This is a genomic window from Paenibacillus sp. J22R67, assembly GCF_059692175.1.
The window spans coordinates 310,788-334,688 of sequence record NZ_JCAUAX010000005.1 but is presented as its reverse complement, the minus strand read 5'-3'; the positions used below and the strand labels follow the sequence as shown (position 1 = coordinate 334,688).

Below are 23,901 nucleotides of genomic sequence, written 5' to 3'. Positions count from 1 at the left end.
AAATGGTTGATCTGAGCGCTAACAGCAATGAGGAGCAATCACGGTTGGATTTTGACACCGAAATGGTATTTGTCACCCTTATAGGTGAGGCATTGAAGGCTGCTGCCAAACGAATTAGCCTGACCGTATCTGAGGAAAAGTCACAATGTACGCTTTATCTTGAAGTGGAATGGGGCGTATATCAGCAATTGCTAGCCGGAGAATGGATGGGGCTGCTAGTTCAAGCGATAAGCAGAGGTTCAGAGGTGAAATTCGACGAGAATCAGCCTATAGAACTTCAGGTTATGTTAAAACAAAGCCTTATGCAAGCTGCTCTGCGCAAGGGTTCTGAGGTTGAAAATGTCCTGGAATCCTTAATAGAAGATTCGGATGAATCGCGCCCTCTGCGGCAAAGCGAAAGCTGGCTGATCACAGAAGTGAAGCAGCAAATGAGATTGCCAGATGAACTGGATAACGGCACTTTAAAAATAGGGTACCGCACCCAATGGGCTGAGTCTGCAGCCTCAAGTGCAACCTCATCTTTCGTAAAATCAACGTTGAATGAGGTGGTAGATGACTATCTCAAACGGATGGAATTGCCATTTGAATGGGTAGATGAAACCATTGCTCGTTTATCATTCTCGGGTGAGCAAGGCGACTGGATCGTGTTGGTCCGCACAGATGAAGAGAAGCAAATTTGCATTGTATTTTCTATTTATCCGGCGTCTGTACCAGAAGAGCAGCGGACGGAGATGGCGAAATTCCTTTTCGAAGAGAATTATGATTTGGTGATCGGTAACTTCGAGATGGATGCAACCGACGGGGAACTTCGATATCGAACAAGCATCGATGTTGAGAATGATCGATTGACGATGGAACTCTTCAATCAACTGTTCACCACAAATGTCGTGATCATGGACCACTACTTCCATGTTATTGACGACATTATACAGAACGACCAATAATTTCGAGATGAGTCCGCTTCATTAGCGGGCTTTTTTTTCTGAGTAAATTGAAAGAAATTGGAGTTTACTATTATAGTAATGCCTATCGTTTGTTTCTATAATGAACTAAAAACATAACGAGGTGAGCTAGATGGAAACAACGATTGTAACCTCAACATCCAAACGTCGGTTTGCCAAAGTAAAACGATGGGACTCCTTTATTACCGGGCATTTGTTTATCTCGCCTTGGTTAGTTGGATTCTTGTTGTTAACGCTTTATCCGATGATTCAATCTCTTTATTACTCGTTTACCGACTTTTCGCTACTTGAAGAAGCGAATTGGGTAGGGGTTAGGAATTACGAGAAAATATTCACGGTAGACACTAGATTCTATCAATCGGTCAAAGTAACATTCCTCTATGTCCTTGGTTCTGTTCCTTTAAGGCTGATTGCTGCTTTATTCATAGCTATGCTGCTTGCGAAAAGCATTAGAGGGATTTCGGCTTATCGGACAATGATTTACTTTCCCTCACTAATCGGAGGAAGCATTGCCGTATCTCTTTTATGGAAAAATATTTTTGGTAGAGACGGTTATATCAACGAAGTCCTTGCTCTATTCGGTATTCAAGGTATAGGTTGGATCAACAACCCAGATACAGCTTTGAGCACATTGGTTCTGCTCGTTGTATGGCAATTCGGTTCGGCCATGGTTATCTTTCTGGCGGGATTGAAACAAATTCCGCAAGACCTTTATGAAGCTTCCTCTGCGGATGGAGCGGGTAAAGTTAGACAGTTCTTCAACATTACGTTACCGATGCTTTCCCCAACGATCTATTTCAATATCATTATGGGAATTATCGGAGCCTTCCAAATGTTCACGCCGGCGATGATAATCACACAGGGTGGACCCATGAACTCTACGTACGTTTACGCCTTATACTTATATGAACGCGCTTTCAGTCAACTGCAAATGGGATATGCCTCCAGCCTCGCATGGATTATGTTACTCATAATTGCCGTTTCGACTTCGGTTATCTTTCTTTCATCCAAGTATTGGGTATTCTATGAATCTGAAAAGGAGGACAAGAGATGAAAACCCCTTTATTTCGTAGAAATCTAGTCACTCATGTCATCTTAGCATGCCTGAGTTTAGCTATGGTTTATCCAGTTCTGTGGTGGATCGGTGCTTCTTTGAAATCCAATCAAGAGCTGAGTATGCCTGGGTTGTTCCCAGCACATCCCCTATGGAGCAATTTCTCCAAAGGCTGGAATGCTATTCCTGGCCATTCGTTTACTGATTTTTATATCAATAACTTTGAACTGATCATTGGACTTCTGTTTACGACGGTCATTTCTTGCAGCTTGGTCGCTTTTGGGTTTGCTAGATTACAGTTTCGGCTGCGAAACTTCTGGTTTGCTATTCTCATGCTAACCCTCATGCTGCCGGGCCAAGTCACGATCATTCCCCAATATTCGCTGTTTCATCATCTGGGTTGGGTTAATACGTATCTGCCGTTTATTGTGCCGCACTCCTTGGCTGGAGGAGCAGGAGGAACCTTCTTCGTATTCTTGCTTGTCCAGTTCATACGCGGTATTCCGAGAGAACTAGATGAATCGGCAAAAATGGATGGTTGCAGCTGGTTCGGAATCTACTGGCGTATCGTCATGCCGCTCACGAAACCTGCACTCCTGACGGTCATTATTTATTGTTTTTTATGGAATTGGGACGACTTTTTTGGCCATCTGCTGTATATCAACTCGGTCGATAAGTATACCGTAGGACTGGCCTTAAGAATGCTCAATGATTCGCAGTCGGCTCAGCAGTGGGGACAGCTTTTGGCGATGGGGCTCGTATCCATTATCCCGTCGGTAATCATTTTTACATTTGCGCAGAAGTATTTCGTAGAAGGCATCGCTACAACAGGAATTAAAGGGTGAGATAATCTTAGGAGTATTTTGAAACAAATCGTTGGGTACTATCATAGGCATGATTACTTGATAGAGCTATAGTTAGTGAAGATTGAACATTCAAACTACTAAATAATGAAGGGGTTATGACGTATGGCTACAATGAGAAGAAAACTGACAATCGCCATGTTAACAACAGCAATCGGATTATCGTTAGTAGGATGCGGTGCAGCAGATTCAACGCCTAAAGCAGCCGAGAGCAAGAGCCCGAGCAGTACAACGAATACTACGACAAGTAATAAACCCGTTAAGCTGCGCATTATGTGGTGGGGATCTCAACCTCGCCATGATGCGACTTTGAAAATGTTGGATCTTTATACAAAGAATAATCCGAATGTCACTTTCGAACCGGAGTACTCAGGGTTTGACGGTTATATCGATAAACTGACCACGCAAGCCGCAGCCAAGAATGCTCCTGATATTATCCAGATGGATGCAGCTTGGCTGGCAGATTGGAACGCAAGAGGCCAGTTGGCGGATATCAGCAGTGTCAATGAAAAGGATGTGGATCCTAAGCTAGTTGAAGCTGGGAAATACAAGGATAAGCAAACGGCAGTTCCGCTTGGTGGGAATGCTTGGGGCCTCATTTATGACAAGGGATCATTAGATAAACTCGGGATCAAGCTTCCGGCAGAAGGTATTACGTGGGATGCCTTTTTCACGCTAGCCAAAGATATTAAGTCCAAGCTGGACAAGGATCATTACGTGATTGGAGATTTTGCGAGAAATCGTGACATGTATACATCCTATCAATTAAGTAAAGGGAAAGGATACCCCGTCACACCCGATGGGAAGTTTAATTTCGATAAGGACACTTGGCTGGAATGGATGAAGATGGCTGAAGATTTCCGTAATGCGGGCATTATTCCACCAGCAGATGTATCCGTCAGTGACGTTGATTTGGATCCGAAACAGGACTTGATGCTTACTGGCAAAATCATCTTCAAGGCAGCACATGCGGCACAAGCTTCTTCTTGGGACAGCTTAAAGCCTGGCAGCATTGGTGTGTATGCGATGCCAAAGGACAAGCAGGGCGGAAGTTGGTTGAAAGCAACCTTCTTCTACAGCGTCAGCCAGGATTCTCAGTATAAAGAAGAAGCCAAAAAGTTCATTGACTGGTTTATTAACAATCCAGAGGCAGGAGAAATATCTGGAACGACACGCGGTGTGCCTGTTTCAAGTAAAATTCTCGCACAATTACAACCGAAATTCAGCGCTGCCGATAAATTAACGATCGATATGATTAACATGGCAACACAAGGAGCGCAACAATTTAATCCAGGTGCTAAAGGCTGGAACAATTTTGACACGAAAGATTACAAAACAGTAACAGAATCGATTATGTTCGGAAAAATGAAGATTGAGCAAGGCTTTGACGAATTGAAGAAAAAGTCTGCTGAATATGAAAAATAAGTAATTGCTAGCACCCCTTAGTTAACATAGAAACCCTGATTAGGTTATTCTGATGTTATAATTAAGGGGTGCTTTGACATGACAACCTTTGAGTAGGAGGCAACGAGATGTGGAAGGTTGCAATCATTGATGATGATCGCCAGGTGCTCAAAGGAATGAAGCAAGTGATTCCTTGGGAAGAAATCGGAGCCGAGTTGGTTGGAGAAGGGCTGAATGGAGAGCGTGGATTAGAACTCATACGAGAGAAGAAGCCTGATATCGTCATAACAGACATCTACATGCCTGTTATGAGTGGAATGACAATGATAGAGACATTACGGAAAGAGAGTTTTGAAGGCAAGATTCTTATTCATAGTGGATACGCAGATTTTGAAGTGGCTCGTCAAGCGTTAAGACTTCAAGTAGAGGATTACTTATCAAAGCCGGTTTCTAGAAACACAATTACGGAAGTGCTGCTGCGAACGATTTCGTCCATCAAGCATGATATTCAATCAAAGAACGAGCGGGAGAAACTAAGAGACCAAATTGATGAGTATGAGCCATTCGTGAGGAAAGAACAGTTGAAAACAGTCGTCACGGGAACAGCTAGCAATTGGAATGAGATGACGCTTTTATGTAAGACTAGAGATGATCAGAGTCATATCGTTCTAGGGATCGAGATTCTAAGAACGTCGAGAATTTCCGATGTCCGGACACAAGATCGATTGTTATTTCGATTTGCGATCAAAAATATTATGAAAGAAATCCTCCAGACAGAAAAGAGATCCTATGATTATGTTGAATTGCACGGTTATCATGCTGCTCTAATTCTTCATTTTGAGAAGAATGCGCGTTATTCGGAACACATTGATCATATAAAAACTATTGCCAGGAAAATCATAGATTGTGTACAAGCCTATCTCGATATTACCATCCGGATTGGCATCGGCAGATTTACAGAGAATTGGTCCAATCTATCGGATTCATTGGAAGAGGCTTTTCAGCCGCTGGTCCCGGATGTCAGGGTGCTGCAATCAACAGGCGTGTTTGAGTATGAAAGTACAGAACACTCCCCATCAAGTCACATCCAGCAGACGTCCAAACCGATCAAGTTTTATCAACAAATCATTGAGGACATCAAAACAACACAAGGCAAGAATGCTGAGAAGATGATTGATAGCTATATGGCTAACCTAAGGGTAAGCCCAATCCCTCCTCGGTTTAGCTTGCTTGGCGCGCAGTTTTGGGCCATTTTCAGCTTTGCGCTTGCGGATGAGGATATCCGGTTGACGGAGATTTTTCAGGATCATAGTATGGATAGCGAATTGAATAAAATATTTACGTTTGACCAGTATGAAGCATGGTTACACAGCATTATTCAGCGAATTTGTATGAATCAGCATTGGCAAGAAAGCTTCAAGCATAAGATGGCTATCGATTTCATCAAACAATATATTCGTGAGAACTATGCAAATGATATTACGATTGCAGAGCTCGCTGATAAAGTATATATCTCTCGGAATTATTTAAGTCAGATCTTTAAGAATGCAACAGGAGAAACAATCAACAACTATATCATCAGTGTGAAGATGGAAGAGGCCAAACGGCTTATTTTGGAAAGAAAATATAAAATTTATGAGGTTGCCAATAAAGTGGGATACAATAATATCCCTTATTTTAGTACCACTTTTCGAAAATACTTTGGTATCACACCTGCCGAATTACTGACATAAAGGCGGAATGACGAATGAAGAAGATGTTCAAAAGATACCGAATTGATTATTTACTTTTTGGAGGTTTAACAAGTTTTGTCCTCATTTTGCTCACGATTGTCATCTTGGTAACCTATACGCTTTCTACAAAAGAGATGGTGCGGTTAACGACCTATTATCAAAAAGAAAATTTGAATGAATTATATAACAAGATTGAAATTCAAATGCGTGCAATTGAACAAATTTCATTGGCTGCAACCAGGAATATTGTGATAACCGAATATCCGGATACGACGAATGATTCCTATGCCAATTATCAGAAACGCGAAGAACTAGAATCATTTTTGAGTAATATTGCCTATTCAACACCGATTATTCAATCCATTGATTATTACACGGGGAATGCGATTCCGTCGAAATCTCAGAGTCTTGTTTCATTTATTGATATTCATCAAGCCAAAGATCAAAGCTGGTATGATGCTGTTGAAAATGCAGACTTTGCATGGATTGGCCAACATACCATTTCTTCCAATCAAGGACGAATAGAAGTCATCAGCTTCGCACGCAAAATATATTCGAATAGTGGGAAATACCAAGGCTTCATGATGCTAAACTTGAAAGCGTCATCAATTCAAAAGCAAATCAGCGGTGAAATCCCCACATCCAATCGGATCCTCTTAGATTCAGGGGGGAGAGTGATTACTTACATTGGTGATCCTTCGTTACCGAAGAAGATTAAGTCCTATCTGCTGGACATGAATAATGAAAGCGGTTATATCAAAGTAGGGCTTCCCGGTAGTAATGAATCTGCAAGCTCTCAAAAGAATACCTTAATGGTATGGGCGATGCATTATAATTCCAGTTGTATGCTCGTTCAGCTCACGCCACTAAACCAAATCACAAAAGGCAGTGTTCATATTTCAGCTGTTTTATCACTAGTTGGTGCTTCCGCGATTCTGATTGCTTTATTATTTACCCTGTATTTTTCCCATCTATTTATGACACCAATCCGTCAGCTGCTCCACGAAATGGGGCGATATACGGCTAACACGAACAAAGTGAATCTACCGGAAGATTATCATAATGAATTTGGTGTTTTATTTTCCGGATATCGTAAATTAATGGACCGGATTAAGTCGTTATATGTTTCTTTAGAGAATCAATACAAAGAGCAAAAGAAAGCAGAAATTAAAGCGCTTCAAGCGATGATAAACCCCCATTTTCTATATAACACGCTTGATCAATTAAATTGGATGGCACTGACAGCTGGACATGATAAGTTAAGTCAGATTCTTGAGCTGATGGGGAAAATGTTTAGAATCGGTCTATCGAACGGCGAGAGTCTTATCACGATTCGGGAAGAGTTTACACACGCGCTGTGTTATGTGCAAATCCAGCAACTGCGTTGGGAGGAGGGGTTGACGGTATCCGTTGATCTGGCAGAGCACCTGCAAGAATGGTACATCCCCAAAATGACGTTGCAACCGTTCATAGAAAATGCCATTATGCATGGATTCAATGAGCGATTAACCGGTAACATCACCATCAGCGCAAAAGAAACCCAGGGCGAAGTGATTATCCATATCACGGATGACGGCGCTGGGCTGAAACAGAACTGGAATGCCCAGCGGGAAGGCAACACGGGCGGCTATGGTATACGGAACGTAAAAGAGCGCTTCGAAGCTTTTTTCGGGATACGGTACCGAGTCGACATTGCCAATAATTCGGAAGCCAGTGGAACAAGGGTAACGATTCAATTTCCTGCGCTAAAATATAAGCAAGAAGAGATGAACGTCAGTCTAGGAACAAGTATCCCATGATCTTGAGATGTGCGTACAAATTAGAGATGAGGTGAAAGGCAATGCGTGAACCAAAGCCATATTGGCGAGATGTTCCCCTTGAATTGCGGAAACAAGTGGAAGAGAAAATGACAGGCTCAATACGTACGGCAACGCGTGTGTTTGGAGGCTATGGGCCGACGGCAACGTTTCGAATTTTTTTGGAAGATGGGAGAACGTTATTTGCCAAGGGAGCAGGGCAGGGTTCACTTGCAGAGAATTGGAGAGTGCTTCCGATAGAGGAGGCCGTGTATCGTGAGGTGAGTGCGATTGCCCCAATTTCTCCTCACTATTATGGGTCAGTAAGCACTCAAGGTTGGCATCTTCTACTGCTAGAGGATTTAAAAGAGAGCAAGAAAGTGCCGCCTTGGACTGAGTCATTGGCATTTCAAGCTATGCGTGATCTAGCTGAGTTTCACGTGCGTGGACTCTCTGAGACTGGTAAGGTCGAAGGAATGTCAGGCCGAGGTGTAACCGAGAACTGGCTTTCCATTAAAAAGAGCAGCGAAGAAAGAAATTATTTTCTTGAGCTGTTTCACGAGAATAGAGAAGAAGCAGAGAATTGGCTTGATTCGGCCATTGATGTGTTGATTCCTATCGAAATGGAACTTATGCGCCAAGACCAGCCCTGGGGATTGATCCATAAAGACATACGATCGGATAATCTTCGATTTCGAAAGGGAAGTTTGGTGCTATTTGATTGGGCATTAGCCTGCAGCGGCCCCTTACTATTCGATGTAGGCTTTTTCTTCCCAAGCCTAGAAGGGGAGGGAGGGCCACCGGCTGAAAGGTTATTGCCTGTTTACAAAAAGGAAATGGCTGATCACGGCATTGCATTCCCCGAATACGCTGAGCGAGCTGTTGCAGTTTGCTCAGCAGGATTCTTTGCTACAAGAGCAGGGAAACCACCAATACCTGGGCTCCCGCGGCTTCGATTTATTCAGTGGTTACAATTGGGTCCAGCATTACGATGGATGTGTAGTGTACTTGGACTGCCTCAACCGCCTAAGTTGCCTCCACTGAAAGATATATAGCTCGATAGAAAGAGGCTGTCCCGAAAGCGGGACAGCCTCTTTGAACTGAATTAGTAAGGCTCAGCTTCATGTCCTTTTTGCACAGCTTCCTGGGGAGCTTTGTCGCCGTTTTTATTGCCAAGATTTTTTTGACTGGATCCTTCGTTGGAAGCTTTCTCTAAGCCTTCTCTTAACCTACGACCGTATTCCTCATCCGCTTCTTCAGCGAGGGCAATCATTTTATCTTGAATCCTTTGATCACAGCGGGAGAGATCTCCAATGAGATTCGAAAGTAATTCATCTTTTTCCCAGGCTTCGAAGCTTCTGAACGTTTCTCCTGCTTGTTTCGTATTGTTATTCCGGTCGATGGACTGGCGTACCAAGTTTCCTTGTATATACGGCGTATGTTCTTTACCTGGTTGTTTATCCTCCTTGAGCCCACCCAAGATGGAGGGTTCATAATTAATATGTGGATTCTGACCTGGTGCCAGATCAACTTTGTATTGCATGAGCCCGCCTCTTTGATTCGTGGCTACCTGTTTCTTGGGTGCATTAATCGGCAGCTGCAAATAATTGGCGCCAGCGCGATGACGCTGCGTGTCCGAGTACGAAAACGTGCGTCCTTGAAGCATTTTATCATCCGAGAAGTCAAGTCCGTCCACCAAAACGCCTACACCGAACGCAGCTTGCTCCACTTCTGTAAAATAATCTTCTGGATTTCTATTTAGCGTCATTTTGCCCACTGGACGCCATGGGAATTGATCGTTCGGCCATAATTTCGTATCATCTAGCGGGTCAAAATCCAATTCTGGGTGCTCGTCGTCACTCATGATTTGTACGAGCAATTCCCATTCCGGGTAGTCGCCGCGCTCGATGGCTTGATAAAGATCTTGCGTAGCGTGATTGAAATTTGTCGCTTGAATTTCGCTCGCTTCTTTTTGCGTCAAATTCTTGATGCCTTGCTTGGGTTCCCAGTGATACTTCACGAGAACAGCTTGGCCTTCATTGTTTACCCAACGATACGTATTCACACCTGAACCTTGCATCATGCGATAGTTGGCTGGAATCCCCCATGGCGAGTAAACAAAAGTTACCATGTGGAAGGTTTCCGGGGAATTCGAACAAAAATCGAAGAAGCGCTCGCCATCTTGCAGGTTCGTGATCGGGTCTGGCTTGAAGGCGTGAACCATATCAGGAAACTTCATGGCATCACGTATGAAAAATACTTTCAGATTATTACCGACTAAGTCCCAGTTACCGTCTTCTGTATAAAACTTAACCGCGAATCCGCGTGGATCACGGAGCGTTTCTGGCGAGTGGGTTCCATGTATCACCGTAGAAAAGCGAACAAATAACGGTGTCATTTTCCCTTTTTCTTGGAACAGTTTCGCGCGAGTGTATTTGGAAATGGGTTCTTCTCCCAGCGTACCATAGGCTTCAAATACGCCATGAGCTCCTGCACCGCGGGCGTGAACGACTCGCTCTGGGACACGCTCCCGATCAAAATGGCTGATTTTCTCGATAAAATCATAATTTTCAAGTGTCGCTGGCCCGCGATTACTTACGGTCCGAATATTTTGGTTGTTCGTGATCGGATGTCCTTGCCGATTGGTCAACATGTTGTTCGTTTGTTGCCCTTCTTGCACTTTTGATGGATCGATTGACATACATGTAAACCCCTTTGTTTGAATTTTACCAATTTTGTCCTTTTTAGTATTTATTATCATCTGATTTTTATTCAAAAAGATTCATTAAAAAGGAAAATATTTGAAGATGTCAAATTAGTAATCGTTAGCCTATTAAATACGTTGGAGGCCAGATATGAATCCTATTACAAATAAAATTGGTGGAGTTTTCATGCCAGTCAGCAACATCGAACATGCCCGTGATTGGTATTGTGATATTCTAGGCTTACCCGTGGATGGAGAAATATTATTTGGGCATATTTATGTTTTACCGATGGAAGGACCGAGTCTTGTTTTGGACAGCAAAATTTATGCTCCTGATCACGTGTATAAAGTTCCGGCGTTTCAATTACGCACCGATGATATCGTTCAAGCCTACGAATTTATGAAAGAAAAGCAAGTTCAATTACTGACGGAAATTCAGAATAATCATTGGTTTAACTTCAAGGATCCTGACGGTAATGTGTTAATGATATGTAAGTAAAGCACAAGCCAAAACTCCCTTATCCTCAGGATTAGGGAGTTTTGTTTTATGTTAAATCTACAAAATGACATCATCATTTTATAGAAAGTCATCATCTGCGTGTATGCCAATTTGGGTGAGAAAGTCGTAAGCTATTACTAAGAAAGGAGGCAGTTGTTATGTTGACAGATCAGGTATTTGCGGGAAGTGTCTTTATTGCAGGATTGCTTTCTTTTTTCTCTCCGTGTATTTTGCCGCTGCTACCTGTCTTTATTGCTCAACTCAGTGGCGTTACGCCAGGCAGTGATGCGAAAGCAGTCAAATTAGGAAGGGTGCAGATTCATCCGCACTTAATTGGCAACACGTTGTTCTTTATATTAGGCATTTCATTCGTCTTTGTTTTACTTGGTTTTGGAGCCGGAGCTATCGGAAATGTCATTAACACTTCTTGGTTTATTATCATTTGTGGAGCCATCGTAGTCCTATTCGGGATCTTTCAGACAGGTGTATTTAATCTACTTTTTATGCAGCGTGAGAAAAGATTGAACATTAGCACGAATGGCAAAAAGGGTTTCACATCTGCATTTGTACTAGGCTTTACGTTCAGCTTCGGCTGGTCGCCATGTATTGGCCCGATATTAGCGGCGGTGCTCAGCCTCTCTGCAAGTGAAGGATCTTCCTTGCAAGGCGGAGGTTATATGCTCATTTATGCGCTGGGTCTAGCTATTCCGTTCCTTATTCTGTCCCTCTTTTCGGATTTGTTGGTAGGACGTTTAAGAGCGCTCAATAAACATTTACCTAAGCTAAAAGTTATTTCTGGTATTCTACTCATCGTGATGGGCGTTCTGCTTATGACGAATAATCTTAACTCGATTGTGTCTATATTCTAATGAATGTTTGGAGGTTGTGTGATGATGAAAATAAAATGGTTACTCGCCAGCGTGATTGTGCTTTCCCTATTTGTACTTGCAGCTTGTGGAGATAAGGGCGCTACGAAGACAACGCAATCCGCGTTGAATTCAGGTCAGGCTGCTCCGATGTTTGATCTGAAGGATCTGAAAGGGAATAAAGTCGAATTGGCTAGTCTTGCCGGTGAGAAAGTGTACGTTAAGTACTGGGCTTCTTGGTGTTCTATCTGTCTGGGTGGGTTGGAGGAATTGAATGAATTGGCCGGCCAAGACAATGGTTTCAAAGTGATTACAATCGTTAGTCCAAATTATAAAGGAGAGCAATCTTCTAAAGAATTTACAGAGTGGTTTAATGGGCTGCAAGATGAGCAAAAAAGCAACTTAACGGTGCTGCTCGATGAAGATGGAAAATGGGCTCAGAAATTTGGGGTAAGGGGCTATCCTTCTTCTTATTACATCGGTTCTGATGGGATTCTCGCTAAGTCAGTGCCAGGTCACAATTTTAATGATGCGATTATAACTAATTTCAAGAAAATCTCTTAATTTTTCATTGTAGAATAGGAGGAATTGATATGAAAAGATTTCTGTATGTAAGTACCTTGCTGATCCTATTATTTGCTACAGCTTGTGCCAATTCAATTGGCATCAGTGGTGATTCGAAAACCGCGGGATCATCATCGGTGAAATTGGCGAAAAATGAGCCTACGACGACAAGATCCGAAAATCCTAATGATAAGATTGATTACACCAATAGTAAGTTGCAAACCATTTATTTGGCTGGTGGCTGTTTCTGGGGAGTTGAAGCTTTCATTTCCCGCATTCCAGGCGTACAGGATGTCACTTCCGGTTATGCTAATGGCATAGGGGAAAATCCGACATATAAGGACGTTGTTCGTGAAGACCGTAAATTTGCAGAGACGGTTGAGGTCAAATATGATCCGGCAAGAATCGGATTGTCCGACTTGTTGACTAGTTTCTTCAAAATTATTAATCCGACAAGTGTGAATAAGCAGGGAAATGATGTAGGGATCAGCTATCGATCAGGGATTTATTATGTAAATGAAAGTGATGCCGCTGTTATTAACGAAGTAGTAGCAAAAGAGCAGACGAAATATGAGAAAAAGATCGTGACGGAAGTGCTGCCTCTAACGAACTATTACTTGGCTGAGGAAGAGCATCAGGATTATTTGGAGAAACACCCAGATGGTTACTGTCACGTTGATTTAACTATTCTCGATGAGCCTGTTAAAGTAGACCCAACGAAATACACCAGACCCAGCAACGAAGAGTTGAAAGCGAAATTAACCGATCTTCAGTATAATGTAACCGTACTCGGAGGCGAAGAGAGAGCTTATTCCAATGAATATTGGGATACGTATGATCCAGGTATCTACGTCGATATCACGACTGGCGAACCATTATTCTCTAGTCGTGACAAATATGACTCCGGCTGCGGCTGGCCAAGTTTTACGAGACCTATTGACCCTGATGTGGTAACTTATGAGAAGGACACTAGGTATAATATGGTTCGTACAGCGGTCAAAAGCCGTGTAGGCGGCATTCATCTTGGACATGTGTTCGACGATGGACCTGCCGAGTCGACAGGTAAAAGATATTGTATCGATAGTGCCTCCATCCGGTTTGTCCCACTGGACAACATGCAAACGGAAGGTTACGGATATTTGCGTTCGAGCGTTGAATAAATCTGGAGGTAAAGTCTGATGTACAAGTTGTTACTTGTGGAGGATGAAGAGTTAATCAGGAATGGCATTAGACGGTTAGTGCCGTTTGAGAAATTTAATATAACGGAAATTATCGAGGCGGGGAACGGTGAGGAAGCGTATAAGCTTTTCCTTGCTCATCGTCCCGATATCGTCCTGCTGGATATTAATATTCCCAAAATGAATGGGCTTGATTTTGCCAGAAAAGCGAAAGAGATGAAGCCAAATGTCAAGATTGCTGTAATTACGGGATATGATTATTATGATTACGCGGTTACTTCCTTGAAAATTGGCATCGATGATTATGTTCTAAAGCCTGTCTCCAAAGAAGACGTGTATGAAGTCCTGCAAAAGTTAGTGGGTAAGCTTCAAAGTGAACAGCAGCAATCCGAACTGCAAAGTCTTGTAAGTGATTATAAAACGACACTGCAAGCAACCGATGAATCGGATAACAAAGCATCTATAGCCAAAATTATCGACGAGAATATTGCTAATCCAGATTTCTCATTGGCTATTCTGGCGGATCAGAAAGGGTTTAGCACAGGTTATATGAGCGTCCTGTTCAAAAGATTGTTTACCATCGCATTCCAGGATTATTTGATAGCAGCCAGACTGGAACGTGCTAAGCTTCAGCTGCTAGTGTCTGATTTGAAAGTTTATGAAATCTCAACAGCGGTAGGATTTGATAACCCGAATTATTTTAGCGCCGCGTTCAAAAAGAAATTCGGGATGTCCCCGCTGCAATACAGGGAAAGGATTAAACACTCGTGATGAGATTTCCTCGCTCTCTGCAGTCTCGCATTTCATTCGTTTATATGCTAATTAGTCTTGTAACCATTGGAATTATCGGTACTGTCTTGTATGTTGGTATTTCTCGCGTAGTTATGAACGATTCCATTCAATCATCACAAATGGCAATTTCCAAAAGCGGGACTTTTGTTGGAGCCTATATTGATCGACTACTCGTCTTATCCAATGTGCTTGCTAACAATCCGCAGACCATCAAAACGCTAGCCTCCCCAACGAAAGAAGGGGAGAAGGATGAAATGCAGCTTATCAAGACGGTTCTGATGTCCGATTCCTATATTAAGTCGGTTGTGGTCATCGGCAAAGACGGCTATATGTTGTCAAACGAAACGAAACTGAACATGCAGCGATCATCCGATATGATGACTGAACCTTGGTATGTAGAAGCAATTAAAGGTAAGACGCCTGCACTTTCTTCAGCCCGTATGCAGGAATTCGCGATGGACAAGGACAAATGGGTGATCTCGATGAGCCAGGAAGTGAAAGATGAGAACAATCGCAACCTTGGCGTTATCCTATTGGATATTGAATACAATGGCATTGATGATTATTTGAAGGATTTGGATCTGGGAAGCAAAGGGTTTGCTTTTATCATAAATAGTCATGGCGGAATTGTTTATCACAAAGATCCAACTTTTTTTGTTGATCCAGCGAAGCAAGAGCAATTAAGAAACATCAGCATGTCAGCTAACGGTTACGATAAAGCACAAAATTTGCTTGTGCACAAAACACAAATCGCCAACTCCGATTGGACTTTGGTTGGTGTTAGTTCCTTGGATGGTCTGCTGCAAATACGCGGCCAAATGCTTAGATCTTTTGCAATCGTCGGCATAGGACTGTTGATACTTATTATTACGGTGTCACTACTTATTGCCAAGAGCATTACGCGGCCGATTCATCGATTAGAGCAGGCGATGAAAAAAGTGAGGACAGGTTCCTTGGAAGTAAGTGTGCCTGAGTCCGGAGTGACTGAAGTACAGGGACTTGCTCAACATTTCAATTTGATGGTTTCTGAAGTTCGTAGATTGCTGAAGGAAATCGAAACGAAGGAAAAAACGCTGCACGCTTATGAATTAAAAGTGCTGCATAGCCAAATTAATCCTCACTTTTTATATAATACATTGGATACGATTGTCTGGATGGCAGAATTTAATGAAAGCGAACGTGTCATATCAACGACCAAGGCTTTGGCCAAATTTTTTCAATTATCGTTAAGCGGAGGTAGCGAAATGACGACGATTGAAAATGAAATGAATCATGTCGCCCAATATTTATTTATTCAAAAGGAGCGATATGGGGATAAACTTCATTATCAACTCGATTTCGATCCAGCGCTCGCGCTCAAAGTAATTCCAAAAATCATTTTGCAGCCTATTGTGGAAAATGCGATATATCACGGCATTCGTGAAAAAGAAGGTTCTGGTTTCGTGGAAATTAGTTGTGACTACACAGATGATGGGCATGTAAAGTTCATTGTGAAGGATGATGGAGTGGGCTTCGATCCAGATTTCCAAAGCCGGAATAAGGACTTAGAGCCAGCTACTTCACTGCCCAAATTAGGCGGTGTTGGCATCAACAACGTAGATGAACGCTTAAAACTTACCTATGGCAAGGAATATGGGGTTCATATCGAATCTCGTTTGGGTGAAGGAACTACAGTAACGATAATCATACCGTGACAAGAGGGAAATAAACTCATCAGGAAGGGAATTGATTCTTGTGAACAAATCTAAATTAATGGTAAACTTTGTAGTAGTTGTACTGCTCATCGCACTACTAGGAACCGTATATACCGAAATAGATGCTTGTTTTTTGAATAATTAAGTGACAACGACGGATGAGAGGTAATGAGTGCATATGATCGAATTTGAACGGATCCATCATGTAAGCTTAGCTGTTAGAGACTTGGAAAAAGCAAAGAAATTTTACTCGGACTTGTTTCATTTTCAAGAGATTGAACGCCCTCCTTTCAAGTCTAATGGTGTATGGTATGCAATCGGGAATCAGCAGCTGCATCTGCTGGAACACCCGAATGGTGAAACACTGCGCACGAGCGCAATTGATTCGGTAGATGGCCACTTTGCTTTATGGGTCAAAAGTTATAAAAACACGATAGAATGGCTAGAACACATTGGCGTACCTTATGAAGCTAGACCGCAAAGTGTGGCCGGATTTGCACAGATTTATATCCTAGATGTAGACAATAATATCATAGAGTTTGATGCAGCTTATGACTCCTAAGATGGAATAGCTACTATACAGATAAAAAAAGAAGAGGCTGTCCCAAGAGTCGTTTTTTAATGACCCGAGGGATAGCCTCTTTTTTGAACTTATAGAGCAGCCTCTTGAAAATAAAGGGAATTTCTCCTTAGTGTAATGATCTATTAAATAGCGACAAATCTAAGAATTTGGCGAAGGAAAAGTCTTCTAAGAACGACGACACCTCGATTATTCATAAATCGGAGAACAATGGAATTGAGATTTCTGGAAACAACACGACCGTTAAAAACGGTAATGAAGCCATTTGCACTGCGGTAAACAATTCCATAAAAGTGGTTGAGTAATAAAGTCATTTCTATCATTCCTTTCTAGCGATGATACATTAGGATATGCTGGAATGACTTGTCTGCGAGGGCTAATTGAATAGATTAGTATGGAATTCTGAATTGATCCGTATTTCCACCGCGGCATTACACCTACTTCATATAAGGATTGGCATATGTTATGGTAAGAGAATATTGAAACTGTAGGAGCAGGTAATCGATTCCGTTTATAAAAGTTTGTGATGAAAGGTGGTATTTGAGCGATGCCTTTTAATCCTCGCATCTTAATTCTTACGGCTAGCTACGGGAATGGACATATTCAAGCTTCTAAAGCACTGCAGCAGCAGTTCATCAGTCAAGGGATGGAGCAAGTGAAAATTGTTAATCTCATGAAGGAAGGCCATCCATGGATTTATTCCATAACCTCCTCGTTGATTAGCAAAAGTACGAAGAGCTCAAAACTAGGCATCGACTATTATGGCTGGAGCTATTATTTGACACGTGAAACGAAAGAAACCGCGCTATTTCAGAAATCAATGACCTATTTGGGTCAAAAAAAATTGCGAGAACTCATACAAAAAGAACGCCCGGATGTTGTGGTCAATACGTTCCCTTTTGGTGCCGCTCCAATTGTTTGTAGTTCAATGGGCGTTAAGAATTTTACAGTCCTTACGGATTACGCGTTGCACGCAAGTTGGCTGCATCCAAAAGTTGATCGATATTATGTGGCAACGGAGGATCTGAAGCAACAAATTATTTATAAAGGATATAGCAAGGATTGTATTGAGGTTAGCGGCATTCCGCTAAAGCAAGAGTTCGCAGCTGCGAGCATTCATGAGCAATCTCAGTCTGTGCATAAGAAGATCATACTTATCATGGCTACGGAAAGCGGAGTAACCAGTTATCTGGATGAAATGTTGGATACACTACTGCTTCTTGACGACTGTCAATTAGTCGTTATTTGTGGTCATAACGAGAAGTTAAGGGACCGACTTAAGGCAGAGTTTGCTGCGCACAAGGGGATCATCATTCTTGGTTTTGTTGATAACGTTCATGAGTGGATGTCAAGAGCTGAATGTATTGTAACGAAAGCGGGCGGTTTAACGTTGACAGAAGCCATTGCCTCGAGATTGCCTGTTTTCGTGTATAAGCCAAATGGTGGTCAAGAGAAAGAAAATGCTTTATATTTATCTAGGCTCGGTGTGGCTTCAATCGCCAATAAGATGGAAGATTTACATATCAATATTCAGCAATTCATTCAGCATCCAACTAGAAGTGTAGAAATGCGTGCTCGTATGGAAGCGTTACAGAGAAGTCATGCTGCGGCTCACATCGTAAATGACATGAAAATGATTCTAGAGCATCAATTCATGTCAGCTTCAATTTGAGATAGTTCAATACCGACGTAAAGTTTTCATTGTGTGAAAAACCAAGAAAATGGGAATACTAGCATAATTCAGGAATAAGTTCTTGTTCCTAAGGCAGGTGAAGTGAAATGAATCATCATTCATTAATTATGTTAATCACCCATTACGGTTATGCAGGTATCTTTGTGTCACTATTCATCGGCATTGTTGGCCTACCGCTACCGATAGAGATTTTCCTGCTTGGTGCCGGTTATATAGCGGTAAAAACTGATTTGCAAATAGGCGGCATAATTGGCTTCGCTTGGCTTGGCGCATGTGCGGGGATGACACTGAATTACCTGCTTGGACAACGTATAGGCTTGAAGCGGATTAGCAAGGTGACCAAGTGGATCAAGATTTCCGAAAGCAGACTAGAAAGTTGGGCAGAGCAGTTCTCAAAGCATGGTGCGATCCTACTCTTAGTAAGCTATTATGTTGCTGGGCTTAGACATGCTGCTCCTTTCATTGCGGGGGCTACGAAAATGCGCTGGCCAAAATACATGAGTATCGCATATTTGGGCGCATTGGCATGGATTCTGGTTATTGTATTTCTCGGTCAAAAGCTCGGTAAAGCTTGGCACCACGTCGTTATGCATCTTCAACATCCAATATGGCTTGTTATCGCAGCGGGTGTTGTTGGTCTTGGTTGGCTTAGTGTTAAAATGATCGTTCGTCAGAAGAAATTAACCTCCTAACGATAAATTGAAGACGGCATTCACTCGGATTCGAATTGAAGAATTTGAACGAGTTAGGTTGGAAAAGAGAGAAAATAGGGAGACATTAGACGAAAGGCTGCTTCTAAAATACACGGATTGACAATAAGTTTCTAATAACGAGCGGTTTGTTCGGAAAATAGTAGAAAATATTATTTCTGTGGAAATAGTAAAGAAAAAGACACCGCTCCGGTGTCTTTTTCTTTTGATAAAATTGGAGTATGTGCATGTATTTAAAACTTCCTAAAGAAACAGATAATGCGAGGATACCATCTTTGTCGGAGTTAGTGCGAACATGAAATGTAGCTCCTTTTTTATTCGACAAAATGAATCGAATTTTGGCGATATTCGGCAGCTTACTAGTTCATTAGACATATTTTGGAGGACGCAGAGAGGGGAAAGGACTCATAGGTAGAAAAAGGTAAATGACAAACTTTTTTACACCAAATGAGGGAGGTGAAGCACGGTGCTGCGACGCCCTGTACCTATTTTTATCCAACTCTTGGCGGGGATGTTCCTGATTGCCGCTCTGGCGATTGCGCTTACAAATTTGCTGAATTACCGTATGACTTCTCAGATTGTGCTTAACCGTACCGCAAGCTATACGCAAGAATCCGTGGAGCAACTATCGGCCAAAATTGATGTTTTGCTGCGCCAATATGATCAGGCCTCGCAAATGGTCGCGTTCGATGAGAAAGTGCTAGCTGCTTTACATGGAGCTGATACCCAAGTTTCAATAGACTTAAATCGGTACTTGGCGGAAAAAATACGCTACATTGCCGGGGATATGCTGCTTCATTTGTTCGATCGTAATGGTCATGCCTACGCATCAAATGAATCCCTACAGCTTTTCTGGCGAATGGCGGACGATGTAGCTGCCGTAAGTTGGTACAGTAAAATGCAAACGCTTGACGGACATATGCTGTGGGTATATGGACCTGCCTGGCGAGACGGCGAAATTCCGGCGATCATTGGAGCCCGGAAGCTGAAGGACCCGACAAGTCTGAAACCACTCGGGGATGAGTTTATTGTGTTTCCGGTGGATAAAATCAACCGTATTATTGGCGAAACAGGCCAACGTATTGAGCGCAAGGTGCAAGTGATGGATTCCATCGGCAACATCGTGTATTCTACGGTTCCTCGAGAAATCGGTACAGCTGCGGATGTAGCACTGTTCAGCAAATTTGGAAGGGATGCACAACCATTCTTCGAATGGAAAACAAGGGAGGATCAGCGCCAAGTGCTCGTGTCTTATGCGAAATCCTCCTACAGCGGTTGGACAACCATCGCGTACTTCAAGCCTGAGGCGGTCAACAGCGAAGCATCGCAAATTTGGGCTCATGCCTTACTCACTATGGGAGCAGGCATCCTCATTGCATTAGTATTTGTGACGTACTTTACTTGGACACTAACGAAGCCTATCCGGTTGTTAGCCGATGGTATGAATCGACTGCGCAAGGAGGGGGTTAAGCCGATTGATAAACCATTTGCGAGTCGTGAGATCACTAGACTTTATGCCAATTACAATGCCTTAGTGGAGGAGTTGGAGGAGGTCGTTGAGCGGCTGTCTGAGCAGCAAATTACCGTCCAATGGGCGCAGTTGGTTGCACTTAAAGCACAGTTTCGGCCTCACTTTTTGTACAACTCACTTAATTTAATTTACTGGACAATTGAAGATGAACGGCCAGAGCAAGCGCAAGCCATGACTCTCGCGCTAAGTGAGCTGCTCCGTTATAGTGTCCACCCTTCGACAGATCTCGTAACACTTGCTGAAGACATGGAACAACTGAACCGTTATTTGCTTTTGCAGCGAGCAAGATACGGCGAGAAGTTTCAGGTAAACATCGAGGTGGAGGATGGATTAGAACAGCAACGAGTTATCCGACTCGTGCTTCAGCCTCTAGTCGAGAATGCTTTCCATCACGGCTTGGAGCAGCAAGATGAGGGTGATTGGCTAGTCCGAGTGCGCATATACCGACAGGATGGCATGGTGAAGTGCTCGGTAGAGGACAATGGCGTAGGGATGACGCAAGAGGCGTTGCAGATGCTCGAATTAGCGATCCATCAAGAACAAAGCTTCGAGAAGCAAGGACGGGGAATCGGACTTAGCAACCTGCACAAGCAGCTGCAGGCGTTCTTCGGACCAAGCAGCGGCATAAGCCTATCTAAGAGTACACTAGGCGGGCTGCAGGTTATGCTGTCATTGCCGCTTCACACCTCCGAGTTGGTTACAGTACCACCGATACTGTCCAAGAAAGGGGGGACTGGCGCTGCCTAATTACCGAAAAGCAAGTCATTCTACTGTTTGGGTAATCGTCTGGCTTATTTGCTTCATGATGCTGACTTCATGTGTGCCAGAATCAGCCTTACCCAATGTGGAAGGGAGCAGGGCGAAAGTCGAAAAACTCCGTGTCTGGCTATGGCCAGGAAGCGGGCTTGAGAGGCTTATTAAGAAGTACATGGCGGAGCATCCCGAAGTGGATGTGGAGATTGTTACCTTTCAGTTCGACGATGTTTTGCCGGGGCTGATGACGTCCCTTGCTACCAAAGCGGATACGCCAGATTTGGTTCTGCTTGAAGCTTCGCAATTGAATCAAGTAAAGCGTTTCCAAGGTGAGTTCTATAATCTCTATGATTATGGTGACGAGAGAGAGCACTATCTGGATTGGAAATGGCGCCAAGCAGAAAGCAAGGATGGCGGTTTCTTATTTGCGATGCCCGTGGACATTGGTCCTGTCGCTTTAGCATACCGCCGGGACTTGTTTCAGCAGGCAGGACTTCCAGTAGAACGGGAGGAAGTGGCGAAAGCACTTACTAACTGGGACCAAATGGAACAGGCTGGTTTGGAAATCAAGAAGAAAACGGGTGCTTTCCTGGTCGATAATTTGACCAACATTTTTATGAGCTATTTGAATCAATTTGACGGTCATTATTTAACGCCTATGGACCATGAACTCGATCCGCATGTGAAAGAGGCTTGGGATCAAGCGGTACACTTCCATAAGCTCGGGCTAAATGCGGGTCTCCCGTCGCAATCTTCCGCCTGGGCTGCAGCTGCCGTTGATGGTAAGTTTGCCGTCGTTCTAGCACCATCCTGGCTTCACGGGGCTTTCAAGAAAGTTGCTCCTGCTACAGCAGGTGTTTGGGATCTGGCCCGAGCCCCTGGGCTACCCTCGAACTGGTCAGGGACATGCCTGGCTGTTCCACAGACAAGCCGGAATGCCCATGCGGCCTATAAGCTCGCACAGTGGCTTACGGCTGCGCCACAACAACTAGACAATTTCATTGGCAGCGGCAATTTCCCTTCCACGCCGGAATCATACTCCACAAGGGAATTTCTGGAGGTGCGTGATCCCTTTTTTCATGGTGCACCTGTCGGTCAGATTTACTCCTACGCAGCACTTCGTTACAAAGCAGCCTATAATGATTTTGAATATGAAGGGATTGAACGAATGATCAAAGATGGTCTGCGCCGTGTCGAATCAGAGGGAGCAGATCCAGATCATACATGGGATGATATTGTGCGCCGATTCAATCAGATAAATACGGGAGGTTGACAATGATGTTTACAGTGCTAGTAGTGGATGATGAGGCAAATGTACGCCAGCCAGTATGTCGGACACTTTCTCGCTTCGATGGGGTGGGAGAAGTGTTGGATGCATCTAATGGGCTTGAGGCAATGGCCATGTTAGAGCAGCAGAAAGTCCATCTCTTGATAACGGATATCCGGATGCCTGCAGCAGATGGTCTGCAGTTGGCTGAATTTGCTCGAGAGCATTCGCCTGGAACCGATGTGTACGTGCTCACGGGGCATGCGGAATTCGATTATGCGCAAAAGGCGATGGAGCATGGGGTTCATGCCTATTTGCTCAAACCCTTGTCCAAGGAAAAGCTCCGAGAGGTGTACATCGCATCGTATGAGAAGCATCGTCGCAAGCAGGAGTCCCAGCAAGTTAACGTCATTAGAGAACGTGCGCTTCTGGAGAAACGTCTACATGATCTGTTGCAAGGAGTGCCGGTTCCGACCTTCGATGAAGGCTTGATTCCGTCCTACCAGAAGGTCATGCTAGTTTCCTTTTCAACCAAGGATCTAAGGTCATTAGGGGAAGCATCGGTGCGGTATTTTATACGGGAGTGCGCTTACGAGGCATTCAGTCGTCTAGGAACGGCAGCCGTATGTCTGGAGGACCGACTTGTCACTGTTGTGCTGTTTGCGAGTCAATGCGATCAGGAGGCTTGGGAGAGAGAAGTACAGGAGACATCGAAGTGGATGGCAGCCAAACTGCGAATTGAGGTTAAGACGGGATATGGGGGAGCGACGAAGGACATCGGGGATCTGAGCTTGATGTACATACGCAGCATGATAAGTCTTGGTTTCTCGGAAATTACGCGCAAAGAAAGTGGTGGTGAATCGTTCCCTCCTATCATCCGAGCGCTTCTAGGCTATATTCACAAAGAGTATGCAGGTGCGGCAAACTTGTCTGATTTTGCTCAGCAATACCAAATCAATCCCAATTATTTAAGCAATTTATTCCATCAGGAAACGGGGATGACGTATACGCACTATTTAACGCAGCACCGCTTAACGGAAGCAAAAAAATGGCTAAGAGATACGAATTTGAAGATCTATGAGGTATGTGAAAAAGTAGGCTACAAGGACCCTGCTTATTTCAGCCGGATCTTCAAAACGTTCGAGGGTATAGCCCCAGGTGCTTATCGGACTGTGGACGGAACTTTCCTAACTTAAGTCCAAGAAATCGAAGATGCGTTACCTATACGCTAAGTCTACCTCTGTTTATACTAAATGTA

At 43.4% G+C, this 23,901-nt stretch carries 20 protein-coding genes; 19 read left to right on the top strand and 1 reads right to left on the bottom strand.

The window, feature by feature from the left end; translation table 11 throughout:
* The first annotated feature begins 2 nt into the window (after positions 1-2).
* From AC58VC_RS21455 to AC58VC_RS21425, 7 genes are all read left to right on the top strand, one after another.
* Positions 3-944, top strand: a complete 942-nt coding sequence (locus AC58VC_RS21455; protein WP_497371108.1) for a YbjN domain-containing protein — start codon at positions 3-5, stop codon at positions 942-944.
* A gap of 130 nt (positions 945-1,074) precedes the next feature.
* Complete coding sequence (locus AC58VC_RS21450; protein WP_497371106.1) at positions 1,075-2,016, top strand: carbohydrate ABC transporter permease; 942 nt, start codon at positions 1,075-1,077, stop codon at positions 2,014-2,016.
* Complete coding sequence (locus tag AC58VC_RS21445) at positions 2,013-2,861, top strand: carbohydrate ABC transporter permease (RefSeq protein WP_497371104.1); 849 nt, start codon at positions 2,013-2,015, stop codon at positions 2,859-2,861. Before AC58VC_RS21450 ends, AC58VC_RS21445 begins: the two co-directional genes overlap by 4 nt.
* A gap of 123 nt (positions 2,862-2,984) precedes the next feature.
* Entirely contained in the window at positions 2,985-4,304 is a 1,320-nt protein-coding gene (locus AC58VC_RS21440; protein ID WP_497371102.1) for an ABC transporter substrate-binding protein, read from the top strand.
* Between the two features lie 107 nt (positions 4,305-4,411).
* On the top strand, positions 4,412-6,016 hold the full coding sequence (locus AC58VC_RS21435) for a response regulator (RefSeq protein WP_497371100.1): 1,605 nt from the start codon (positions 4,412-4,414) through the stop codon (positions 6,014-6,016).
* Positions 6,017-6,030: 14 nt separating this feature from the next.
* Positions 6,031-7,815: a cache domain-containing sensor histidine kinase gene (locus AC58VC_RS21430; protein ID WP_497371098.1), complete on the top strand. Its 1,785-nt coding sequence runs from the start codon at positions 6,031-6,033 to the stop codon at positions 7,813-7,815.
* A gap of 41 nt (positions 7,816-7,856) precedes the next feature.
* Positions 7,857-8,867, top strand: a complete 1,011-nt coding sequence (locus AC58VC_RS21425) for an aminoglycoside phosphotransferase family protein (RefSeq protein WP_497371096.1) — start codon at positions 7,857-7,859, stop codon at positions 8,865-8,867.
* 50 nt (positions 8,868-8,917) lie between these two features.
* Here the strand turns inward: AC58VC_RS21425 and AC58VC_RS21420 are convergent, their stop codons facing one another.
* Positions 8,918-10,513, bottom strand: coding sequence for a catalase (locus AC58VC_RS21420; RefSeq protein ID WP_497371094.1), 1,596 nt, complete (start codon positions 10,511-10,513; stop codon positions 8,918-8,920).
* Positions 10,514-10,667: 154 nt separating this feature from the next.
* Here AC58VC_RS21420 and AC58VC_RS21415 point away from each other — a divergent pair, with 154 nt between their 5' ends.
* From AC58VC_RS21415 to AC58VC_RS21360, 12 genes are all read left to right on the top strand, one after another.
* A complete protein-coding gene (locus AC58VC_RS21415) occupies positions 10,668-11,015 on the top strand; it encodes a VOC family protein (protein ID WP_497371092.1) in 348 nt (115 codons plus the stop codon).
* A gap of 158 nt (positions 11,016-11,173) precedes the next feature.
* On the top strand, positions 11,174-11,884 hold the full coding sequence (locus AC58VC_RS21410) for a cytochrome c biogenesis CcdA family protein (protein ID WP_497371090.1): 711 nt from the start codon (positions 11,174-11,176) through the stop codon (positions 11,882-11,884).
* Positions 11,885-11,905: 21 nt separating this feature from the next.
* On the top strand, positions 11,906-12,445 hold the full coding sequence (locus AC58VC_RS21405; protein WP_497371088.1) for a redoxin domain-containing protein: 540 nt from the start codon (positions 11,906-11,908) through the stop codon (positions 12,443-12,445).
* Positions 12,446-12,474: 29 nt separating this feature from the next.
* Positions 12,475-13,605: a peptide-methionine (R)-S-oxide reductase MsrB gene (msrB, locus tag AC58VC_RS21400; protein WP_497371086.1), complete on the top strand. Its 1,131-nt coding sequence runs from the start codon at positions 12,475-12,477 to the stop codon at positions 13,603-13,605.
* Positions 13,606-13,623: 18 nt separating this feature from the next.
* Positions 13,624-14,394, top strand: a complete 771-nt coding sequence (locus AC58VC_RS21395; RefSeq protein WP_497371084.1) for a response regulator transcription factor — start codon at positions 13,624-13,626, stop codon at positions 14,392-14,394.
* Positions 14,394-16,109, top strand: coding sequence for a cache domain-containing sensor histidine kinase (locus tag AC58VC_RS21390; RefSeq protein WP_497371082.1), 1,716 nt, complete (start codon positions 14,394-14,396; stop codon positions 16,107-16,109). Before AC58VC_RS21395 ends, AC58VC_RS21390 begins: the two co-directional genes overlap by 1 nt.
* A gap of 178 nt (positions 16,110-16,287) precedes the next feature.
* A complete protein-coding gene (locus AC58VC_RS21385) occupies positions 16,288-16,671 on the top strand; it encodes a VOC family protein (protein ID WP_497371080.1) in 384 nt (127 codons plus the stop codon).
* Positions 16,672-17,236: 565 nt separating this feature from the next.
* Positions 17,237-18,361, top strand: a complete 1,125-nt coding sequence (locus AC58VC_RS21380) for an MGDG synthase family glycosyltransferase (RefSeq protein WP_497371078.1) — start codon at positions 17,237-17,239, stop codon at positions 18,359-18,361.
* A gap of 107 nt (positions 18,362-18,468) precedes the next feature.
* The gene (locus tag AC58VC_RS21375; RefSeq protein ID WP_497371076.1) at positions 18,469-19,074 is read left to right on the top strand and encodes a DedA family protein; all 606 of its coding nucleotides are present in this window, start codon (positions 18,469-18,471) and stop codon (positions 19,072-19,074) included.
* Between the two features lie 484 nt (positions 19,075-19,558).
* The gene (locus AC58VC_RS21370; protein ID WP_497371074.1) at positions 19,559-21,370 is read left to right on the top strand and encodes a cache domain-containing sensor histidine kinase; all 1,812 of its coding nucleotides are present in this window, start codon (positions 19,559-19,561) and stop codon (positions 21,368-21,370) included.
* Between the two features lie 55 nt (positions 21,371-21,425).
* Positions 21,426-22,649, top strand: coding sequence for an ABC transporter substrate-binding protein (locus tag AC58VC_RS21365; protein ID WP_497371072.1), 1,224 nt, complete (start codon positions 21,426-21,428; stop codon positions 22,647-22,649).
* A 5-nt stretch (positions 22,650-22,654) separates the two neighbouring features.
* Positions 22,655-23,839 carry a response regulator transcription factor gene (locus AC58VC_RS21360; RefSeq protein WP_497371070.1) on the top strand — a complete coding sequence of 395 codons (1,185 nt, stop codon included), beginning with the start codon at positions 22,655-22,657 and terminating at the stop codon, positions 23,837-23,839.
* The last annotated feature ends 62 nt before the right edge of the window (positions 23,840-23,901 follow it).